The 21,266-nt window shown below is 63.6% G+C and carries 21 protein-coding genes; 11 read left to right on the forward strand and 10 right to left on the reverse strand.

Going from position 1 to position 21,266, the window contains the following annotated elements:
• Window positions 1-245: 245 nt before the first annotated feature.
• The 3 genes from KFK14_RS15630 to KFK14_RS15640 form a co-directional block, all read right to left on the reverse strand.
• Complete coding sequence (locus tag KFK14_RS15630) at window positions 246-974, reverse strand: SPOR domain-containing protein (protein ID WP_212611181.1); 729 nt, start codon at window positions 972-974, stop codon at window positions 246-248.
• Entirely contained in the window at window positions 974-2,701 is a 1,728-nt protein-coding gene (gene argS / locus KFK14_RS15635; protein ID WP_212608290.1) for an arginine--tRNA ligase, read from the reverse strand. The genes KFK14_RS15630 and argS overlap by 1 nt, the downstream gene beginning before the upstream one ends.
• Before the next feature lie 128 nt (window positions 2,702-2,829).
• Entirely contained in the window at window positions 2,830-3,471 is a 642-nt protein-coding gene (locus KFK14_RS15640) for a hypothetical protein (protein ID WP_246524659.1), read from the reverse strand.
• A gap of 121 nt (window positions 3,472-3,592) precedes the next feature.
• On the opposite strand from KFK14_RS15640, the gene ispH reads away from it, so the two are divergent.
• Genes ispH through rnhA form a run of 3 tightly spaced genes read left to right on the forward strand, consistent with a single transcriptional unit; the run spans window position 3,593 to window position 5,976 of the window.
• The gene (gene ispH / locus KFK14_RS15645) at window positions 3,593-4,564 is read left to right on the forward strand and encodes a 4-hydroxy-3-methylbut-2-enyl diphosphate reductase (RefSeq protein ID WP_246524660.1); all 972 of its coding nucleotides are present in this window, start codon (window positions 3,593-3,595) and stop codon (window positions 4,562-4,564) included.
• Between the two features lie 6 nt (window positions 4,565-4,570).
• On the forward strand, window positions 4,571-5,533 hold the full coding sequence (gene thrB / locus KFK14_RS15650) for a homoserine kinase (RefSeq protein WP_070155294.1): 963 nt from the start codon (window positions 4,571-4,573) through the stop codon (window positions 5,531-5,533).
• Window positions 5,530-5,976 (forward strand): ribonuclease HI, encoded by a 447-nt coding sequence (gene rnhA, locus KFK14_RS15655; protein WP_070155292.1) that lies wholly within the window; start codon window positions 5,530-5,532, stop codon window positions 5,974-5,976. Before thrB ends, rnhA begins: the two co-directional genes overlap by 4 nt.
• 74 nt (window positions 5,977-6,050) lie before the next feature.
• Here rnhA and KFK14_RS15660 read toward each other — a convergent pair whose 3' ends face one another.
• The 5 genes from KFK14_RS15660 to KFK14_RS15680 all read right to left on the reverse strand — a co-directional run bounded on the left by KFK14_RS15660 (window position 6,051) and on the right by KFK14_RS15680 (window position 11,403).
• A complete protein-coding gene (locus KFK14_RS15660) occupies window positions 6,051-6,500 on the reverse strand; it encodes a hypothetical protein (RefSeq protein WP_212608291.1) in 450 nt (149 codons plus the stop codon).
• A gap of 98 nt (window positions 6,501-6,598) precedes the next feature.
• Entirely contained in the window at window positions 6,599-8,755 is a 2,157-nt protein-coding gene (locus KFK14_RS15665; RefSeq protein ID WP_246524661.1) for a TonB-dependent receptor domain-containing protein, read from the reverse strand.
• A gap of 376 nt (window positions 8,756-9,131) precedes the next feature.
• Window positions 9,132-9,305, reverse strand: coding sequence for a YegP family protein (locus KFK14_RS15670; protein WP_212608292.1), 174 nt, complete (start codon window positions 9,303-9,305; stop codon window positions 9,132-9,134).
• Between the two features lie 59 nt (window positions 9,306-9,364).
• The gene (locus KFK14_RS15675) at window positions 9,365-10,477 is read right to left on the reverse strand and encodes an NAD(P)/FAD-dependent oxidoreductase (protein ID WP_212608293.1); all 1,113 of its coding nucleotides are present in this window, start codon (window positions 10,475-10,477) and stop codon (window positions 9,365-9,367) included.
• A complete protein-coding gene (locus tag KFK14_RS15680; protein WP_246524662.1) occupies window positions 10,474-11,403 on the reverse strand; it encodes an alpha/beta fold hydrolase in 930 nt (309 codons plus the stop codon). Before KFK14_RS15680 ends, KFK14_RS15675 begins: the two co-directional genes overlap by 4 nt.
• Before the next feature lie 50 nt (window positions 11,404-11,453).
• Between KFK14_RS15680 and KFK14_RS15685 the strand changes: the two genes are divergently transcribed.
• From KFK14_RS15685 to KFK14_RS15715, 7 genes are read left to right on the forward strand one after another with little or no spacing between them, the layout of a single operon-like run.
• Complete coding sequence (locus tag KFK14_RS15685) at window positions 11,454-11,927, forward strand: A24 family peptidase (RefSeq protein WP_212608295.1); 474 nt, start codon at window positions 11,454-11,456, stop codon at window positions 11,925-11,927.
• A 51-nt stretch (window positions 11,928-11,978) separates the two neighbouring features.
• Window positions 11,979-12,953 (forward strand): Flp pilus assembly protein CpaB, encoded by a 975-nt coding sequence (cpaB, locus tag KFK14_RS15690; RefSeq protein WP_212608296.1) that lies wholly within the window; start codon window positions 11,979-11,981, stop codon window positions 12,951-12,953.
• A 1-nt stretch (window position 12,954) separates the two neighbouring features.
• Entirely contained in the window at window positions 12,955-14,463 is a 1,509-nt protein-coding gene (locus KFK14_RS15695; protein WP_425516629.1) for a type II and III secretion system protein family protein, read from the forward strand.
• A gap of 13 nt (window positions 14,464-14,476) precedes the next feature.
• On the forward strand, window positions 14,477-15,127 hold the full coding sequence (locus KFK14_RS15700) for a CpaD family pilus assembly protein (RefSeq protein ID WP_212608297.1): 651 nt from the start codon (window positions 14,477-14,479) through the stop codon (window positions 15,125-15,127).
• A 2-nt stretch (window positions 15,128-15,129) separates the two neighbouring features.
• A complete protein-coding gene (locus KFK14_RS15705; RefSeq protein WP_212608298.1) occupies window positions 15,130-16,413 on the forward strand; it encodes a CpaE/TadZ family protein in 1,284 nt (427 codons plus the stop codon).
• A gap of 57 nt (window positions 16,414-16,470) precedes the next feature.
• Window positions 16,471-17,469, forward strand: coding sequence for a type II secretion system F family protein (locus KFK14_RS15710; RefSeq protein WP_212608299.1), 999 nt, complete (start codon window positions 16,471-16,473; stop codon window positions 17,467-17,469).
• An 18-nt stretch (window positions 17,470-17,487) separates the two neighbouring features.
• On the forward strand, window positions 17,488-18,480 hold the full coding sequence (locus KFK14_RS15715) for a type II secretion system F family protein (protein ID WP_070155266.1): 993 nt from the start codon (window positions 17,488-17,490) through the stop codon (window positions 18,478-18,480).
• Window positions 18,481-18,532: 52 nt separating this feature from the next.
• Here KFK14_RS15715 and KFK14_RS15720 read toward each other — a convergent pair whose 3' ends face one another.
• Entirely contained in the window at window positions 18,533-19,360 is an 828-nt protein-coding gene (locus KFK14_RS15720; RefSeq protein WP_212608300.1) for an alpha/beta fold hydrolase, read from the reverse strand.
• A gap of 130 nt (window positions 19,361-19,490) precedes the next feature.
• On the opposite strand from KFK14_RS15720, the gene KFK14_RS15725 reads away from it, so the two are divergent.
• Window positions 19,491-20,486 carry a GlxA family transcriptional regulator gene (locus KFK14_RS15725; protein ID WP_246524663.1) on the forward strand — a complete coding sequence of 332 codons (996 nt, stop codon included), beginning with the start codon at window positions 19,491-19,493 and terminating at the stop codon, window positions 20,484-20,486.
• Window positions 20,487-20,525: 39 nt separating this feature from the next.
• Here the strand turns inward: KFK14_RS15725 and KFK14_RS15730 are convergent, their stop codons facing one another.
• A complete protein-coding gene (locus tag KFK14_RS15730) occupies window positions 20,526-21,218 on the reverse strand; it encodes an aspartate/glutamate racemase family protein (RefSeq protein ID WP_212608301.1) in 693 nt (230 codons plus the stop codon).
• Between the last annotated feature and the right edge of the window lie 48 nt (window positions 21,219-21,266).

Consider the following 21,266-nt stretch of genomic DNA (forward strand, 5'->3'; position numbering starts at 1 on the left):
ACTGGCCAGTGGATCGAGAGCGCCATTTCATGCGCGGGAATAGAGCATGACATGGCTGGTGTAGGACAGGGATGCGGGGGTGTACGCCAATTCCCGTCATCCCGGACTTGATCCGGGATCCCGCTGCCTTTGACTACACTGACCCTGAAGAAAAGCCGGGTCCCCGGATCAAGTCCGGGCTGATGACCGAGGCAAGATCTCGCTTACTACTCATCGCAGCCTCCGGCCGCTAACAACCCACGCGGTCAGCGGACGACGATGCAGCTTTCGCCCGCCACCTTCAGCTTACCGCACAGGGTGTTGGCCTCCGCAACGCTCGGCGCGCTGGCACGCAGGCGATAGAATGTGCCGCTTCCCACCGTCGCCTTCTCAATCGATGTGCCAAGCGGCGCCAGATAGGCGAACCGCTTGGACAGCCGGCTCCACGCATCCTTCGCCACCGCTTCGCTGCCATAAGCGCCAAGCTGGATCATCGCCGCGCCCGATGGCGTCGCGACGGAGGGCGCTGCGGTCTTACCCTGCGCGTTCGTGGCGTTGACCACCGGGGCGCTGAACTTGGCCGCGGGCTTTGATCCCGGCTTTGTCGTGTCCACGGGCGCAGCGCCGCCGCTGACGGGCACTTCCGGCATACGCGACGGATCGATGCGGCTGCCGCGATCTTCGCCTTCGCTGACCGGGAAGCTGGCGTCGCCCTCTCCTTGGAACGCCTTGGCATCGGCTTCCTTGGCGGCGACCTTATAATCGCCCTTGGGCGCAGCGATCAGCGCGCCTTCGCCGCCGGAGGCCGCTTCCCGGTTTTTCACATACCAGATGCCGAAAACCACGGCCCCGACAAAGGCGAGGCCGGCAATGATGAAGGTCAGCAATTTTAGCGTCGAAATGCCGTCATCGGCGCCATCGTCGTCGGCGGGTTCAAGCCACGGCAGGCGGTCATCGTCATCCAGATCGAGACCGTCCCGCACATAGTCACCCATCATTGCATCTCCGTAAGCGCCGCCACGCCCATCAGCGCCAGCCCGTTGCGGATAATCTGCCCGATTCCCCTGCTCAAGAACAGTCTCGCGGATGTAGCGGCCGGATCGCCGGTCACGATCACACGGCGTTCGGGCCGGTCATTGCCGAGATTCCACCATGCGTGAAAATCGGCAGCCAAATCATTGAGATAGAATGCAATTCTATGCGGCTCGCGGGCCTGCGCGGCCCCCTCCACTACCCGTGGAAACTGGGCTGCGCGCTTGACCAGCTCCAGCTCCTCTGTCCCAAGTTGGGACATATCGGGATCAGGCAGGACAATCCCGGCCTCCTCCGCCCGCCGCTGCAGCGAGGCTATGCGCGCATGGGCATATTGGACGTAGAAAACCGGATTATCCTTCGACGCCTCGACCACTTTGGCGAAGTCGAAATCCATCTGCGCGTCGGCCTTGCGGGTCAGCATGGTGAAGCGGACGACATCCTTGCCGACTTCCCGCACGACGTCGGCCAGCGTGACGAAATTGCCCGCCCGCTTCGACATTTTCACCGGTTCGCCATCGCGCAGCAGGCGGACCATCTGGATCAGCTTCACGTCAAAGCGCGTCTTGCCCTCCGTCAGCGCGGCGACGGCCGCCTGGATGCGCTTGACGGTGCCAGCATGGTCCGCGCCCCAGATATCGATCAACTGGTCGGCAAGCTGCGCCTTCTGGAAATGATAGGCGAGGTCAGCGCCGAAATAGGTCCAGGCGCCGCTCGATTTGCGAATCGGCCGGTCCTGATCGTCGCCGAATTTCGTCGAGCGGAACAAGGGAAGCTCCACCGGTTCCCAGTCCTCCGGCGTTTCGCCCTTGGGCGCTTCCAGCACGCCGTCATAAATGAGGTCGCGTTCGCGCAGCCATGCCTCGGCGGCTTCGGGTTTGCCCGCCGCCTGCAATTCCGCCTCCGACGAAAACAGGTCGTGATGAATGCCGAGCAGCGCCAGGTCGGCGCGGATCATCTCCATCATCGCATCGACGGCGAAGGCGCGGAACGTCGCCAGCCACTCGCTCTCCGGCGCGCCGACGAAGCGGTCGCCATATTCCTTTGCCAGCGCCTGCCCGACCGGGACCAGATAATCGCCGGGGTATAGACCCTCCGGAACCTCGCCGACATCCTCGCCCAGCGCCTCGCGATACCGCAGGTGCGCGGACCGGGCGAGCACATCCACCTGCCCGCCCGCATCGTTGATATAATATTCGCGGGTGACCCGGTGCCCGGCATATTCCAGCAGCGTCGCCAGCGCATCGCCCACCACCGCCCCCCGGCAATGTCCCATATGCATCGGACCTGTGGGATTGGCGGAGACATATTCGACATTGACGCGCAGGCCCTTGCCCATGTCGGACCGGCCATAATCCGCGCCATCGGCATGGATCGCCGCCAGTTCCGCCCGCCAGGTATCGTCCGTCAGCCGCAGGTTGATGAAGCCGGGGCCGGCGATGCCCGCCTCCGAGACTTCCGCCAGCGCGCCAAGACCGGCGACGATCTTCTCCGCCAGGGCGCGGGGATTGGTTCCGGCGGGCTTCGCCAGCACCATTGCGGCGTTCGTCGCAAGATCGCCATGGCTGGGATCGCGGGGCGGCTCCACCGTCACGGCCTTGCGGTCAAGTCCGGCGGGCAGATCCCCCGCCTCGACCAGCGCGTCGAGGACGGTATCGAGATAGGTCGCGAAACGCGCGTAAAGGGTCACGGCAAATCCTAAGTCTATCGAAATTCAGCTATGCGGAGCCGACCAGGTCGATGCCCCTTACGCGCTCTTTAGCGAAAGCGCAGCTTTTCGATAGGCTCGGCGGTACGGATGCTCAAGGGTTCAGCGCGTCATCGGGTGACGTTATATTTGAACTGATCCTGGGTAAGATTGAAGCCGATCAGCAGTTCGAAGGTCGTGCGCGCCAGCGCCGCCTTGACGTCAGGCTGCGACAGCGGGTCCAGCGCCGCGTCGGCGTCGCCCGCCTTGCGCTTGCTCGTGATTCGCTTCTGGATGTCGGCGGGAAGCGTCGCCACATCCTTGTCGACATAGGAACCGGCCTTGGCGCTCGCCGACGCGCGATATTCGCCGGGCGCGAAGTTAAGCGTCACCTGCCCGACCCGCTTCGACACCACTGCGTTGCCGCCGCGCACGATCGTCGAGAAATAAGGCAGCGTCACCTGCCGCGCAGCGGTCGCGTCGCGGCGGCGCGCCTGCACATCGAAAGTCGCTTCCGTGTAAAGCTGCGCGCCATCGGCGCAGGTCGATTTCAGGTTGGTGACGGTGGCCACCACATCGATGGCCGAAGCGTCGCGGCTTGACGCCGGATCGAACAGGGTGATGTCGCCCGTATAGGCGGGGATCGCCGCCACCGGGCATGCGGAGCGCACCGCCACGATGCCGCCGGTCGCGTCAATCTCGCCACGGCGCGAGCATGCGGACAGGGCGAGAAGGGAAAGACCGGCGAAGGTCAACGACTTGGCAAGGTTCACGGGCAATCCCTCGATATGGTCCCTGGATCGGACATCCGGGCTTCTTATCCATCCCCCATGAAGCGCGCAACCGAAAGGAAGCCGCTTTCATCGGGCGCGCCCTTCGCCTAAAGCCCAAAGCATGACAGACGCCGACATGACACAAGACGGGCGCAAGCTGCCTTTGCTGCTGCTGATCGCCGCGCCGCGCGGTTTTTGCGCCGGGGTGGACCGCGCCATCATCATCGTCGAGCGGGCGATCGAGAAATATGGCGCGCCGGTCTATGTCCGGCATGAGATCGTCCATAACAAATATGTCGTCGACCAGTTGAAGGCGAAGGGCGCGATCTTCGTCGAGGAACTGGATCAGGTGCCGGACGGCGTGCATGTGGTCTTTTCCGCGCATGGCGTGCCGAAGGCTGTCCCGGCGAAGGCCGAGGAGCGCGGCCTTTCCTATCTGGACGCCACCTGCCCGCTGGTGTCGAAGGTCCACCGTCAGGCGGAGCGGCAGGTCGAGGCCGGGCGGCACATCATCTTCATCGGGCATAAGGGCCACCCGGAAGTCATCGGCACCTTCGGCCAAGTGCCGGAAGGCACCATGACGCTGATCGAGACCGTGGCGGACGCGGAGGCGTTCACGCCCGCCGACCCGGAAAATCTGTCCTTCCTGACGCAGACGACCCTTTCGGTGGACGACACAGCCGCCGTCGTCGCGACGCTGAAACGCCGCTTTCCGGCCATCACGGCACCCAAGGGCGAGGACATCTGCTACGCGACGTCGAACCGGCAGAATTCCGTGAAGGCGATCGCCTCGTCCTGCGACGCGGTCTATGTGATCGGCGCGCCGAACAGCTCCAACTCGCTCCGGCTGGTCGAGGTGGCCGAGCGCGAGGGCACGCCCGCCCGCCTGATCGAACGGGCGGACGATATTGATTTCGACTGGTTGAGGGGCGTGGCGACGCTGGGCATCACTGCCGGCGCATCCGCGCCGGAAATATTGGTGCGCGAGGTCGTCGACCGCCTAGCAGAGCGTTTCGAGATAGAGGAACGGCAGGTGGAAACCGCGCAGGAGCGCATGGCGTTCAAACTGCCTCGCGGCCTCGAAGCGGCCTGAACCTCAATGGCGGTCTATACGCATGTTCCCGCGGAGGAGATCGACGCCTTCCTCACCCGCTATGACGCTGGCCGGCTTGTGTCCGCCAAGGGCATCGCCGAGGGCGTGGAGAACAGCAATTACCTGCTGGAAACCACCAATGGCCGCTATATCCTGACCCTGTACGAGAAGCGGGTGGATGAGGCGGACCTGCCCTTCTTCATCGATCTGCTGGACCATCTGGGCGAGCGCGGATGCCTTGTGCCGCGCTTCATTCCCGACCGGACGGGCAAAAGGCTGCAGCAGCTTTCCGGCCGCCCTGCCTGCCTTATCGAGTTCCTGACCGGCATTTCGGTGACGGAGCCGACGCCCGCGCAGGCAAAGGCGGCCGGCGCGGCGCTCGGCCAGATGCACCGCGCGGCGGAAGGCTTCTCCGGCCAGCGCCGCAACGCGCTCGACCTGCCCGGCTGGCATGACCTTGCCGGGAAATGCGGCGATCATTTCGACGAGATTGCGCCGGGCCTTGGCGACCGTGTGGCGCAGGAACTTGCATGGCTGGATGCGCACTGGCCTTCCGATCTGCCCCGCGCCGTCATCCATGCCGATCTTTTCCCCGACAATGTGCTGATGCTGGGCGATCAGGTCACGGGCCTGATAGACTTTTATTTCAGTTGCACTGACATCCGCGCTTATGACCTCGCCGTCACGCAGAGCGCCTGGTGCTTCTCGAATGACGGGTCGGCATGGCATGCGGACCGGGCGGCCGCGCTTGTCCAGGGCTATGTGGAGAGCTTTGGCCTGTCGGACGCGGAACGGCGCGGATTCCAGGCGCTGTGCCGTGGCGCCGCCCTGCGCTTCCTGCTGACGCGCGCCTATGACTGGATCAACACGCCCGCCGATGCGCTCGTGACCCGCAAGGACCCCCTCGCCTTCCTCCGCCGCCTCGACTTCTACGCAAGCGCCAGTCCTGCCGAACTGCTTGGCGCATGAGCGAACTCACCACGGTCGAAATCTTCACCGATGGAGCGTGCAAGGGCAATCCCGGCCCCGGCGGCTGGGGCGCGGTCATCCGGGCGGGCAGGAATGAGAAGGAAATCTCCGGCGGCGAAGCGCTGACCACCAACAACCGCATGGAGATGATGGCGGCGCTGGAGGCGCTGAACGCCCTGAAACGTCCCTGCCATGTCATCCTGTCCACCGACAGCAAATATGTGATGGACGGCATCACCAAATGGGTATTCGGCTGGCAGAAGAATGGCTGGAAAACGGCGGACAAGAAGCCGGTCAAGAACGCCGAACTGTGGCAGGCGCTGGTCGAAGCCACGCGCCGCCACCGCATCGAGTGGAAATGGGTGAAGGGCCATTCCGGCCACCCGGAAAATGAGCGCGCGGACCAGTTGGCCTGCGCCGCGGCGGAAAGTTTCCGGGGTTAGGTTTCCGCCGCATGTATAAATGCGTGCTCCTGCGAAAGCAGGAGCACGCCAGCGTTTCGGGCTGATCACTGTCCTCAGCGGCCTGAAGCCAGATTTATCATCGGACCGGACACGCATTTATAGTCGGTTTTCCGGTACATATTATGCGCCGGAACACTGACCTCGGAGGAGAGGATCAGCGTGCGCCTGTCCATCTCCTCGCCCATTGATATAGGCCCGGTCGTCGGGTCCTGCAGATCCACTTCGGTCTTTTCGGTCAGGACCAGGCTGGTCTCGCTGACCCTGGCGAGGCTGTAGGGCGCTTCGCCCTCGCGCTGATATCGCATGCCCGCCACATCTATGTTGAGACGCCGCACCTCGCCCGAGACGCTGGTGCAGATATAGCCCGTCCCATTGTCCATTGGCGGCAGACGGGGCTGGGCGTGGGAAGGTGCGGCAAGGGAGGCTGCGCCAAGGGAGGCTGGGCCAAGGGAGGCTGGGCCAAGGGAGAGCGCCGCCAACATAGAGATGCCTTGCGCCTTCATACCCTTCGCCCCTGCCGCCGGATGTTCGCTTCATTCCCACCCTATCGCGATTCGGGGCGGGGATGAAGTTGCTGAAACGGCGGCAGGGATAAGCCCCCTTAGAAATCCACCGTCGCAGATATCCAGAGGCGGCGCGGTTCCTCAAGATTGGCATATTCGGAGGCATAAGCCGTCGCCGTGGGGCTGCTCGCATAAGGCAGATAACCCACGAAATCGGTGTCGAAGATATTATAGACCGCCGCGCCCAGCCGGAAATTGTCGGTTAGCTGATAATTGGCGCCCAGGTGGAACAGTTCATACCCCTTGAAACTGCCCAGCGCGTTTTGCGCCGCGCCCGCGCCGCGATACCGCTTCGACCGTATCTCCGCGCGCACCCAGGTTGCGAGGCGATCGTTCAGTTTCCAGCGCAGATTGCCGTTCAGCATATGCTTGGGCGTGTTGACCAGCGGCTCGCCCGCTTCCGCCCCGCTCTTTTGCTCGCTTTCGGTGTAGGTATAGTTCAGTCCCAGCGACAGGGCCTCCGTGAACTGGAACTTCACCGCCGCTTCGCCGCCCCGCGTTACCGCATTGTCGACATTGACGGTCTGGCCGAAATTCTCCGCGCGCGGGAAATTGCCCAGGTTAAGGCAGCCCGGCAGGTTCGGCGCCACAGACCAGGTGCAGTTGGGTATCGGCGCACCCGCCGCGATCCTGTCCTTGAACTTGTTGTTGAAGATGGTGACGTTGCCCGACACGATGCCGCCATCGTCATAGTAAAGGCCCAGTTCCATGGAGGTGCTGGTTTCCGGCTTCAGGCCGGGCGTGCCGATCTGGGGAATGGTGCCCTGCCCGCCGAAACCGACGATGCCGGGCGCAATCTGGTCCAGCCTTGGCGTCTTGAAACCGCGGCTGACGCCGCCCTTGACCGTCACTGCGTCAGTGACGTTCCATACCGCATAGGCGCGGGGCGAGAATTTCCCGCCAAAGGTCTCATGATCGTCATAGCGCCCGCCAAGCGTCAGGGTGAAGCGGTCCACGATGCTCCAGGCCGCCTCGGCGAACAGCGCCCACTGGACGAACTCATATTTGTCGACGGCGACCGCATCGACCATCTCCGCCTTCCAATATTGGCCGCCGACCGTCGCGTTCACCGGGCCGAGCGGGATCACGGCCCGCGTGTCCGCGATGCTGTTCGTCGCCTTCAGGGTGCGCGGATCGCCCGCGACCTTCCCCGGCGTGCCCGGCGGAATGGTCCGGCCGAACGTCTCGGTGATGTTGCGGGTCAATGTGGTGTCGATCTGCGCGAAGCCGGCGCGCCAGCTATGGGCCAGCACATAATTGTCGCGGTTGAACTTCATCTCCGGGCCGTATCCACCCGCCACCGTCCCGGTGCCGAGCTGGGATTCCGAATTGTCGTACCACTGGCGGTTGACGTCCGCCTCGAACCAGATGTCATGGTCGGGATGCGGCGTCAGGGTGAGGCGGCCGCCCAGCGTATAGATTTCCGATTCCACCGGGCTGGGTCCGCGCGTGCTGACCTCGACCGGATTTCCATTGGCGTCGGTATAGGACAGGCCCGACGCCTCGCGCTTGAAATAGCTTCCCCGCACCGCAAGGCCCAGCAGGTCAGGCACGACCGGCCCGTGCAGATAGGCGTTGGCGGAATACATATTCCCGAAATCGCCATCCTCCTGCAACGTGCCTTCGGCGGTCACCGTTCCGGCCCAGCGCTTGCCGACCTTGCGGGTGATCAGGTTGATGACGCCGCCCATCGCGTCCGACCCGTAGAGCGTCGACATCGGCCCGCGCACCACCTCTATCCGCTCGATCGCGGAGAATGGCGGGAGGAAGCTGGTCGATGTTTCGCCAAAGCCGTTGGGCGTCACGTTGCCAGGCGCATTCTGCCGCCTGCCGTCGACCAGGATCAGCGTATAGTCGCTCGGCATGCCGCGGATCGAGATGTTGAGGCCGCCGGTCTTGCCCGCCGTCTGGCCGACATCAATGCCCTCCACATTGCTCAATGCCTCGGCGAGGCTACCAAAGCGCCGCTCCTGCAATTCCTCGCGGCTGATGACGCTGATGCTGGCGGGCGCGTCGACGATCTTCTGCTCGAACCCTGCGGCGGTCACCACGATCTCGTCTCCGGAAGCGCCCGCGTCCGCTGCCGCATCAGGCTGGATTGCCGTTTGGGCGAACACGCCACCGCCCATCGCAAGACAAAGGCCAAGCGTCGCCGTGCGCCCGAAAAGGCGCACGGAAGAAGTTCCGTAGGTCATGAATTTCCCCGCTAATGATAATGCTTATCAAACTCTGAGCGCGAGTTGCGCGGGGTGGTATGCGGCGTCAATCAAAAGCGCGCCCGTTAAGGCAGACGCAATAAATTGTTACATTTCAAAAGAATGTGAGCATTATCCGGCAACGCCCGTAATAGTCCCGGAATAATCGTTACGGAAACATCCTGACATTGGATTGGAGCTTGCTCTGCTCGGCCGGGACATGGTCCCGCGCAGGACTACAGTGCGTTTCCCACCAGTCAGACCGGCCCAGCCGCGGCCTATCAGGCCGGACGACAAGCGCGCAGATTCTTCGAGCGTGCAGATGACGCCCGAATATTTTGCAATGCTGGGAGAAGCATATCCCCTTGGCGGGGCCTCAGACTTCTTCGACGGGAGCGCCCGGCCCGTTTTTCAGGATCGATTCGATGGCGTTCTTGGCGGAGGCCTTGCTGCTGTACCCTTCGGTCCAGAAGATCACTTCGCTATTATATTTGAACTTGGCGACGAACTCTCCGGCCTTGTTCTTTTCGATCACGAACTTGTGCGCCATGGTCTACCCTCCGATCGTGGTAAACCCAGGTTAACCCGCGATTTTGATTAAGGCCAGCCTCATTCGAACCTGCCGGGATCAAAAAGCGCGGTGTCAATTGCCGCCACGGCGGGATCGGGCGCAGCGCCCGTGATGAGCGCAGCGGCAAGCTTGGCGGCGGCGGGGGCCGTCTGAATGCCGAAGCCCCCCTGCCCCGCAAACCAGAAGAAGCCCCGCGCCAGCGGATCAAAGCCATAGACCGGCAACCGGTCGGGCGCGAAGCTGCGCAGGCCCGCCCATTTCCGTTCAACCGCCGCGATGCGCCAGTCGACCGCGCTCTGGAAGCGTTCGATCGCCTCGGCCACCGCCAGTTCCTCCGGCGCGGCGTCGCATGGATCGGAGGGCGCTTCGTCATGCGGGCTGAGCCAGATCCTGCCAGCGCCATCCGGCTTGAAGTAAAATTGCCCTTCCAGGTCCATGATCACCGGCAAATCGGCGGACGGCGCAGGATCGACGCGCAATTGCACGACGGTCCGGCGATAGGGCGTTATGCCGACCGGGGCCACGCCGCAACTGCGCGCCACCACGTCCGCCCATGCTCCGGCCGCATTGATCAGGATGCCGCAATGGATCGCGCCGTCGCCGGTTTCCAGAAGCCACCCGTCGCCTGACCGCTGCGCGGACAACAAGGCGGCATTGGTCAGGATTTTCCCGCCGGACCGGCGCAATTTCCCAAGATAGGCCTGATGCAGCCCCGCGGCGTCGATGTCGGCGCAGCTTGGCTCCTCGATCCCGATGGTCCAGTCATGCCGCAGGCCCTTTATCCGTTCCCTCAGCGCAGCGGCATCGAGCGGTTTCAACCCCACGCTGCGTCCGAACGTATCGAGCAAGGCGTCGCGCGCCGGAGCGCTCTCCGCCCTTCCGATATGGATGGCTCCGCGCGGACCAAGGAAGGGACGATCCGACAGGTCCGCGTCCGGCTTCAGCATCAGCGGGCCGGATGCGGTCGTCAGCGGCTGCACCACAGGCCCGCCATAGCTTTCCTCCCAGAAAGCGACCGACCGGCCGGTGGCGTGATATCCCGGCTGCTCCTCCATCTCCAGGACCAGCACGGACGCCGAACCCGCCAGTTCCGCGCCAAGGCTTGCGCCCGCCATCCCTGCGCCAACGATCACAATGTCAAAAGATGTCATGCCGCGGGCGCCCGCTCATCCAGAAAGCTGTCGATCCGCGCGAAGGCGTCGAGCCGCACGCCATCGGCCTCGCGCAATATCTCATGCGCCGCTTCCGGGCCATAGGTATGAAGCCGCACATCCGGCAAGCGCGCCGCCACCCTGTTGATGGCGGCAGGCGACACCAGGCGGTCCGCACTGGCGGCGAGAATAAGTGTCGGCACGCGCATCTTCTCGACCGCCGGAGACCGCTCCAGCGCCCGTGTCGACCGGTAGGCTTCGCCGATCCACCCCCAGCTCGGCGCGCCCAGCGCTATGTCGGGCGTGTTTTCACGCCACCACAGATCATCGGCGAACCGTTCCGCACTGTGCGTCAGCCGCGCCGCGCGGAAGGGCGAATAGGGATTGTCCTTCCAGGCCGCCCGGCCCGACAGGCCCGCCCCGCCGATCGCCTGCGCAATCCAGGGAGCCACGCTCTCCGGTATCGGCGCGCTTTTCAGGCCCAGCATCGGCGCGGTCAGCACCGCCGCGTCGGGCTTGATCGCGCCTTCCACCATGGCGCGCAGGGCAAGGTGCCCGCCCATGCTGTGCGCGACGATGACATTGGGTCCCCGGCTGTCGCAAGATGCGCGATATATCGCCTCCAGATCGCCGACCAGCGCGCCGAAGTCGGTCATATGGCCGAGCAGAGGATCGTCGGTCATCCGGCCGGAGCCGCCCTGCCCGCGCCAGTCGAACGTCGTGACCCGCCATCCCTGCTCCGCCCAGTGCGCCACAGGCTCCAGATACTTCTCTATCATGTCGCCGCGCCCGCCGACGACAAGCATGCGCCCGCGCACGCCGCTTCCCATTCGGAAACGCCGCAGCGGCCAACCATCGGGGGTGAGCCAGGTGTCCAATGTGCCGCCGGCAGGCCAGGCGCGGCGATCGAAAGCAGAAAGGTCCATCAGGGGCATGGTTACGTTTTAGTAAGGCATGGGGTCTACACCCTTTATCCATGACGGGGGAATATTTGCGAATGGTCCTGCTTGGGGCGCTGGCATGCATGCTGGTCGCCGCCGCAGTCACTGACCTGCGCTCCCGGATCATCTCCAACCGCCTGAACCTGGCCATCGCCCTGCTGGCCCCCGCCTATTGGTGGGCGTGCGGCATCAGCTTCTGGCCTGATGCGGGCATCCAACTGGCGCTTGGCCTTGGCGTCTTTGCGCTGTTCGCCAGCCTTTTCGCCCTGGGCATGATGGGCGGCGGCGACGTGAAGATGCTCGCCGCCCTCGCCCTCTGGTTCCCGTGGCAGGCGCTGCTGACCCTTTTGGTGCTGATGGCGCTGATCGGCGGCGTCGTGACCGTTGTCACGGTCATCCACCATCGCGTCAGCCAACGGCTGGGCCAACCCGAAGTTCCCTATGGCGTGGCCATATCGCTGGCCGCCCTTTGGCTGGTTGGCGAACGATATATTAACCATTTTGTATGATGAGGGCGGGATCGGGAAAGTCGAACCCGCGTCAAGGAGGCGAATTTCGTCATGGATGCTAAGAGAGTAGCGCTGCTGGTAGGAGCCCTGGTCATCGCAATCGCGACGGCCCTTATCGCCCGCAACATGTTCAGCGCATCGGGTTCGCCGCTGGTCAACGCCGCGGCCATGCCGGATGGCCCGGACACGCCCCATGTGCTTGTCGCCGTAAAGGCGCTGCCGGTGGGCACCATCGTCGATGCCGAAAGCTTCCGCTTCCAGCCTTGGCCGAAGGATCTGGTCGAGGAAGCCTATTATCTTCAGGGCAAGGTCAATCCGCAGTCGCTCGCCGGCAGCGTGATCCGCAACCCGATCACCACGGGACAGCCGCTCACCCAGGGCGCGCTGATCAATCCGGGCGATCGCGGCTTCCTTGCCGCCGCGCTTGGCGCCGGCATGCGCGCCATCACCGTCCCGGTGAACGCGCAAAGCTCCGTTTCCGGCTTCATCTTTCCGGGCGATCGCGTCGACATGGTGCTGACCCAGTCCGTGGTCGGCGGCGGCGACGGCGAACCGCTGAAGGTTTCCGAAACGATCGTCCGCAATGTCCGCGTCCTGGCGACGGACCAGCGCACCGACGTCCTTGGCCCTGACGGCAAACCGCAGGTTCAGGCGTTCACCAACGTCACGCTGGAAGTGACGCCGAAGATCGCAGAGAAGGTCGCCGTTGCGCAGACCGTCGGCGCGCTTTCGCTGTCGCTCCGTTCGCTCGCCGACAATGCGTCGGAGCTGGATGCGGCCATCGCTGGCGACAATGGCGACCTGCCCGATGGCAGCGACCCGGCCGCCGAGAAAAAGGCGCTGGCTTCGCTCTCCGCGCGGCCGCTGGACAAGAAATCGACCTATGTCACGGGCGCCGACGTCTCGCGCTATCAGCGCAGCACCGTGCCCGCCACGAAGGTTGAGGGCGCGCCCGTAATCGTGGGACCCATGGTCCGCGTCGCGCGCGGAACCAATGTTACCGAAGTTCCTCTGGGGGGGAAATAACATGACGCTGGCCAATATCATGGCGCGCCGGATGCCCGCTGGGCGCCGCCTCGCCTCTGCCGCCGCCCTTGCGCTGGTCATCGGCGCTGGCATGGTCCCGGCCAACGCCCTGCAGGCGGCGCCTGGGTCCGCCAGCACGGACAATGCGCTGGAACTGTCGGTCGGCGACAGCCGGGTGATCAACCTTTCGACGAGCATGTCGGACGTCATCGTTGGCAACCCCAATGTGGCGGACGTCCATGTCCGGTCGCAGAAGCAGCTCTACATCATTGCCAAGACGCCCGGCGAGACAACCGTCTTCGCCACCGCGCCCAACGGCAAGATCCTGTATTCCGGCAAGATCCGGGTCGGCAACAACCTGACCAACATCGACCAGATGTTGAAGATGGCGATGCCGGAAGCGGACATTCAGACCGCGACGATGAACGGCATGGTCCTGCTGACCGGCACGATCAAGGCCCCTGAGGACGCCGCCGAGGCGGAGCGTCTGGTCCAGGCCTTCGTCGGCAAGGAAGTGACCGTCGTCAGCCGCATGCGCACCGCGACGCCGCTGCAGGTCAACCTTCAGGTGAAGATCGCTGAGGTCAGCCGCAACCTGCTGCATAAGGTAGGCACGAACATCTATGGCCTTGACGGCACATCCGGCTTTAGGGGGCATATCGCGCGCGGCGGCAGGGATTTTGTGTCTGTGGGCACCGACGGCCGCCTCGGATTCAACAGCCAGCCGGCCGATAACACCACGACCCTGGGATTTGTGGCCAAGATGTTCGGCGTGGACGTGGCCGGCGCGCTCGACCTTGCCGAAACGTCAGGTCTTGCGACGCTTCTCGCCCAGCCCAACCTGACATCGCTTTCGGGCGAAACCGCTGGTTTCCTTGCGGGCGGCGAATATCCTTATCAGGTGACGAACGGCACGCTGGGCAACAGCATCGAGTTCAAGCAATATGGTGTGCAGCTCTCCTTCACGCCTACGGTTCTTTCCGATGGCCGCATCTCGATGCGCGTTCGTCCGACCGTTTCGTCGCTGGACTTCTCGATCAACTCGGCCATTCCAGCGCTCAAAACCCGTAGCGCGGAAACAACGGTTGAACTGGGGTCTGGTCAAGCATTCATGATCGCCGGCCTTCTCACCGGCGACACCGCCAACAATATCGATAAAGTGCCTGGACTGGGCAATCTCCCCATTCTCGGCAGCCTGTTCAAGTCGCGCAACTTCCAGCGCAACGAAACCGAACTGGTGATCGTGGTCACGCCATATCTGGTGAAGCCCATGAACGCGGGCGACGTTCGCCTGCCTACCGATGGCTTCCGCACCGCGACCGAAGCGCAGGGTTTTTTCAATCAGCAAAACTCTGACGGCGTAAGCGGCGACAAGCGGCCGGAGCCAACGCTGGCTCCTTCCGCGCCGGGTCCGGTCGCGCGCAGCAATGCGCCCGCCGCGCCCGCCATTCAGGATCGCCGCAAACCGACCAAGTCCGCCGATGCAGCCGCACCCGGCTTCAGCTTCTGATGGGATCAAGGACATGATGCACAAGATCGTTCACCTGGCCTGCCCCGCCGCTCTCGCGCTGGCTCTCTCGGCCTGCTCCACGGACATGGCGACCTATAACCGCGGCCTGACCTCGGTTCATCAGCCCGTTGTCAGCCACACGAGCTACGTCTTTGACGTCAACGCCGCTGGCGGAGAGTTGACCGTCGCGGAGCGTCAGCGGCTGGAAGGCTGGCTGGACTCGATCGGCGCCAGCTATGGCGACACGGTCGCGATCGCCACCGAAAGCGGCTATTTCAGCAAGGGCGTCCGGAACGGCATCGCCGCCATCGTCGAGCGCCGCAGCCTGCTGCTTCAGGAAGACAATACGGCGCAGGCCGGCCGCGCTCTGGAGGGCTCCGTCCGCCTGATCGTGCGCCGCGCCAAGGCCGAAGTGCCTGGTTGCCCCGACTGGTCAATCAAGGATGAGAGCACCGGCATGACGGAAGTGTCGTCCAACTTCGGGTGCGGCGTGAACTCCAACATCGCCGCCATGGTCGCCAATCCCAATGACCTGGTCCTTGGCCAGGGCGGTTCGAGCGACCTGAGAACGGCCACATCCAACAAGGCGATCCAGGTCTATCGCGAGAAGATCCCGACCGGCTCCGGCGGCTTGATCGAAGTCTCGGCCAAGGGGGGTAACTGATCATGAACGCACCCTGGAAACCCGCCGGCAATGCGCTGCGTGATCCGTTTCAGGCTTTCGTCTGCGACGAGCACAGCTTTGACGTGGTGCGCAGCATCGCCATCGAAATGGGCTGGCCGCCGGAAAAAGTGAACAAGGGCGGCCTGCGCAATGCGGTGCAGTCCCTGTCCGTCAGCACCAGCCCGCAGATCCTGTTCGTCGACATGTCGGAAAGCGGCGATCCGCTGAACGACATTAACGGCCTCGCGGAAGTCTGCGAACCCGGCACCGTGGTTATCGCGGCGGGCCAGGTCAATGACGTCCGCCTGTATCGCGATCTGGTCGCCAGCGGCATTCAGGATTATCTGCTGAAGCCCTTCGGCCCCGATCAGCTTCGCGACGCCGTTGCGCAGGCGCAGGCCGTGTTCCTTGCTCCCCGTACCGACGCGGGCGCAGAGCGCGCTCACCTGGCGGTTGCGGTCATCGGCACGCGCGGCGGCGCTGGCGCATCCACCATTGCGACCTCGCTGTCATGGATGCTCAGCGACAAGGCCAAGCGGCTGACCGCCCTGCTGGACCTGGACGTCCATTTCGGCACCGGCGCGCTGGCGATGGATCTGGAGCCGGGCCGCGGCCTGACCGACGCCATCGACAATCCCAGCCGCATCGACGGCCTGTTCATTGAGCGCGCCATGGTGCGCGCCAGCGACAAGCTGGCCATCCTGTCGGCGGAAGCGCCGATCAGCCAGCCGATGATGACGGACGGCGGCGCTTTCTATCAGTTGCAGGAGGAATTCCGCAGCGCGTTTGAATGCAGCGTCCTCGACCTGCCCCGCGCCATGCTGATCCAGCATCCGCACCTGATGAACGAGGTGAATGTCGCGATCGTGGTGACGGAGCTCACCCTTGCGGCAGCGCGCGATTCGATCCGCATATTGTCCTGGCTGAAAAGCAACACGCCCCAGACTCGCGTTCTGGTGGTGGCGAACCGGGTGCATGCCAATGCGCTGGAAATCAGCCGCAAGGATTTCGAACAGTCGATCGAACGCAAGGTCGACATCGTGATCCCGTTCGACACGCGGATCGCCTCGCAGGCGGCGAAGCTGGGCAAGACGTTCGCGGAAGTCGCCAAGGGCAGCAAGGTCGGCATCGCCTGCACCGCGCTGATGACCGAGGTGCAGGGCGCTGTCGAGGAAAGCGACGGAGCGGCCAAGCCCGGCAAGGGCGGCGGTTCTCTCCTGGGCAAATTCGACCTGAAGGCCATGATGCCCAAGGGCAAAGGGGCCAAGAAGGTCGCCGCAGACTGATTGAATGCGCGACGTCCCCGCTGACGGGGCGCTGCGGATAATGGGACGGGCCGTCAGATGAACATGAACCTTATCCTGCTGGCTGGCTTGCTGACGACGATGGTGGCGCTCGTCTTTTTCGCCTTTGCCGGTCCGTCGGCGGACAAGGCCAGCACGCGGCGTCTCGCCCTGATCCGCGGACGCCACACGGATTCGGCCGAGGCGATGATGGAAGCGCGCATGCGCAAGGCCATCTCGACCCGCCAGACCGGGAATGAGATGAAGCTTCTCGTTTCCCTGATCCCTAACCCGGAAAATCTTGCCAAGCGCATCCGCATGACCGGCAGGAAGTGGACGCTGGCGCAGTATATGACTGTGTGCGCCTTCCTGTGCCTGGGCATCATAGCCCTGCTGGTTCTTCGCGGCTTTTCTCCGCTGACCGCCATTCTGCTTGGCGTCGCGGGCGGCCTGGGCATCCCGCACAAGGTCATCAGCAGCATGATCGCCAAGCGGATCGCTCAATTCACCGCCAAATTCCCCGACGCGCTCGAACTGCTTGTGCGCGGCTTGCGGTCCGGCCTTCCCATCACGGAAACGCTCGGCGTCGTCGCGACGGAAGTCCCCGGCCCTGTCGGCGAGGAATTTCGTCTGGTGACGGAGCGGATCAAGATCGGCAAGACCATGGATCAGGCCCTGATCGAAACCGCCGAGCGGCTGGGCACTGCCGAAATCCAGTTCTTCGTCATCACCCTCGCCATTCAGCGGGAGACTGGCGGCAACCTCGCCGAAACGCTCTCGAACCTCGCCACCGTGCTGCGCCAGCGTGCGCAGATGAAGCTGAAGATCAAGGCGATGTCGTCGGAATCCAAGGCTTCCGCCTATATCATCGGCGTCCTTCCCTTCGTCGTGTTCGGCCTGATCTGCTGGATCAACTACGGCTATATGGAACCCTTTTTCACGCCGGACCCGGAACGCATCTTCGGCCTGGGCCTGATGCAGATGATCGGCCTGGGGGGACTGTGCTGGATGAGCATCGGCGCCTTCATCATGGCCCAGATGATCAACTTCGAGATTTGAGCGGGAGAGCCTGAAATCATGCAAGCCGTCCCGCAAACCGGAGCCAAGCTTTTCGGCCTCACTTCGTCCGACATCGGCACGCTGATGGCGGCGGCGGCGATGTTCGCCGTGCTCGTCGCGCTCTATGCGGCCACGACGGTCCGCAACCCGATGGCGCGCCGCGTCAAGGCGCTGACCGAGCGGCGCGAACAGTTGAAGGCCGGCATCACCGCCTCCACGGCCAAGCGCCGGGCGAAACTGGTTCAGAAGAACCAGACGACTGACCAGATGCGGTCTTTCCTCAGCAGCCTCAAGGTGCTGCAGGACGATCAGTTGAAGGCTGCGCAGATCAAGCTTTCCCAGGCCGGCATCCGGTCAAAGGACTGGGCTGTCGCGGTCATCTTCGGACGCATGATCATGCCGATCGTCATCGGCGGCGGCGCTGCGCTGTACCTCTATGCGCTTGGCGGCGCGCCCGAATGGGGTCCGCTCAAGCGCTTCGGCTGCTTCGCGGTCCTGCTGCTCCTCTCCTACAAGGCGCCCGACCTTTTCATCGACAACAAGGTTTCGAAGCGCTCCGCCGCGATCCGAAAGGGCCTGCCGGATGCTCTGGACCTTCTCGTCATCTGCGCCGAAGCCGGTCTGACCGTCGACGCCGCATTCAACCGCGTGGCGCGTGAACTGGGCCGCGCCTATCCCGAACTGGGTGACGAGTTTCAGCTTACCGCCATCGAACTCAGCTTCCTGACCGAGCGGCGCATGGCGTTTGAGAATCTCGCGACGCGCGTAAAGCTGGATGCTGTGCGCGGCGTGGTGACGACCATGATCCAGACGGAAAAATATGGCACGCCCCTCGCCTCCGCCCTGCGCGTCCTTTCGGCGGAATTTCGCAACGAACGTATGATGCGGGCCGAAGAAAAGGCCGCGCGCCTGCCCGCGATCATGACCGTGCCGCTGATCCTTTTCATTCTGCCGGTGCTTTTCGTGGTCATTCTCGGCCCGGCGGCCTGCTCGATCAGCAAGGCTTTCTGAAACAAAAACGCCGGCGGATACCGCCGGCGTTTTCCTTGCCATCGAGGCTGTCTCAGCCCTTGATGAATTCCAGCACATCGGCATTGAACCGGTCGGCCTCGATCTGGGCAAGGCCATGGCTGGAGCCTTCATAGATTTTCAGCACCGATCCCTTGACCAGCTTCGCCGTCATCAGCGCCGAAGCGCCGATTGGCACGATCTGGTCATCATCGCCATGCAGGACCAGCGTCGGCACATCGATCTTCTTCAGATCCTCGGTGAAGTCGCTTTCCGAGAAGGCGCGGATCGAGTCCAGTTGCCCTTTCAGGCCGCCCATCATGCCTTCCCTCCAGAACTCCTCGCGCACCCCTTCGGACACTGCCGCGCCATCGCGGTTATAGCCGTAGAAGGGAATGGTCAGGTCCTTGAAGAACTGGCTGCGATTGTCATAGGTGCCCTTGCGGATGCCGTCGAAGACATCGATGGGCAGGCCGCCGGGATTGGCTTCGGTCTTGAGCATCAGCGGCGGGACAGCGCCGACCAGCACGGCCTTTGCGATGCGGGCGGTGCCATGACGGCCCAGATAGCGGGTGACTTCGCCGCCGCCGGTGGAATGTCCGATCAGGATGACATTCTTCAGGTCCAGCTTCTCGATCAGCTCAGCCAGATCGTCGGCATATTGGTCCATATTATTATTGTCCCAGACCTGAGCCGAGCGGCCGTGGCTGCGGCGGTCATGGGCGATGACGCGATATCCCTGCTTGCCGAAAAATACCAGCTGGCCTTCCCAGGCGTCCGACGACAGCGGCCAGCCGTGCGAAAATACGATGGGCTGCGCATCCTTGGGACCCTGGTCCTTGTAGAAAATTTCGGTGCCGTCCTTTGTGGTGATGGTGCTCATGATCTTATCCTTCATATCCAGTGTTCAGTCATTCGATGTCGTGAGGCTCTCGGCCTGTGCTTGTATATTTAGGCGGGGATGCGCAGGATCGGGATTGGCGGTTCTGACATTTTACGAGGCAAAAGTGACAATGACGGGAATGGGATCAGGACGAGATCAAACCCCGAGGGCGGAGGTCGGCATCCTCATCTATCCGGGTTGTCAGCAGGGAGCGGTTTTTGGTCTGAGCGACCTGTTCTGGATCGCCAATGAGCATGCCGCGCGATATGGCGCTGAGCCTGTCCGGGTCAGTTTCTGGGAAGCGCAGGGCGATGGACAGGTCGTGCGCACGCGGGACAGTCACCCCGAATGCGGCGACGCCGTACCGGCCGTGCTGATCGCCCCGCCCCGTCTCGATCACCCGGCCGATGCGGAGCAGACCGCGCCCTATGCCCGCTGGCTGCTTGACCGACACGCCGCCGGGTCGGTTCTCGCGTCCGTATGCGCCGGGGCTTTTCTGGTCGCGGCGACCGGACTGCTTGCCGGGCGGCCGGCGACAACGCACTGGTATTTTGAGGAGGCGTTCCGCGCCCGCTTCCCGGATGTGAAGCTGGACATCAACCGCCTGGTGATCGACGATGGCGATATCATCACCGCTGGCGGCATCACAGCGTGGATGGAGCTTGGACTGCGGATCGTCGACCGGCTGCTCGGCCCATCCGTGATGATGGAGACCGCCCGGTTCATGCTGGTCGATCCCGCAGGCCGGGAACAGCAGCATTATAGCAGCTTCTCCCCCCGCCTCACCCATGGCGACGAGGCCATATTGCGCGTGCAGCACTGGCTGCAGGCCAAGGGCGCGGTGCATGTCAATGTACGGGACATGGCGGCGGAGGCGCATATGGAGGAGCGGACATTCCTGCGCCGCTTCCGCGCCGCGACAGGATTGAAGCCCCTCGAATATTCCCAGCATCTGCGCGTGGGCAAGGCCCGCGAATTGCTGGAATTTACTGTCCGCCCCATTGATCAGGTCGCCTGGTCCTCCGGCTATGAGGACGCTGCGGCGTTCCGCAAGATCTTCCACAAGATCGTCGGGCTTACACCGGGGGATTATCGCAAGAGATTTGGCGTGCGGACCGCGGCCTAGGGGATGGGAGGGCCGGACGGCGAAGCGCCCCGCCAGCCCCTATGCCGACAGAATGAAATCCGCGCCCGCCTTTGCGTGGATGGACGTGCAATCATAGATGGGCAGCACATTGGCCTTCACATCGACGATCAGCTCCAGCTCCGTGCACGCCAGCACCACCGCCTGCACATCCTCTTTCGCAATGTCGGTCAGTTCGGACTTCATATAGCGTTCCGAATCCCGGCTGACCTTGCCGACGACCAGTTCGTCATAGACCATGCGGTCGATCCGGTCGGCCAGTTCCATGTCGGCGGGCAGCAGGGACACGCCATGCGCGACAAGGCGCTGGCGATAGAATTTCTCGGTCATGACGTTGCGCGTGCCGATCAGCGCGGCGGTCCTGATCCCGTCCGCCTTCATTTTCGCGCCAACCACTTCGGCGATATGCAGGATGGGAATCTTCACCGAATCCTGCACGCGCTCATAGACCTTGTGCATGGAATTGGCGCAGATCAGCAGCGCTTCGGCGCCCGCCGCCTCCAGCCGCATCGCCGCGCCGATCAGTTGTGACGAGGCGCAGTCCCAATCGTCCTGCGTAGCGCAGCGCGCGACCTCGGCGAAATCCAGGCTTTCAATCAGCAACGGCGCGCTGTGAAAGCCGCCCTTCGCCTTGTGGATCGCCTGGTTGATGATCTCATAATAGCGGGCGGTGGACGTCCAGCTCAGACCACCAATCAGACCGATCTTTTTCATGCAACTCCCAATCTCGTCATCCCGGACCTGATCCGGGATCCCGCTTTC

The sequence above is a fragment of the Sphingobium phenoxybenzoativorans genome (assembly GCF_018286635.1).
Taxonomy (GTDB): Bacteria; Pseudomonadota; Alphaproteobacteria; order Sphingomonadales; family Sphingomonadaceae; genus Sphingobium; species Sphingobium phenoxybenzoativorans.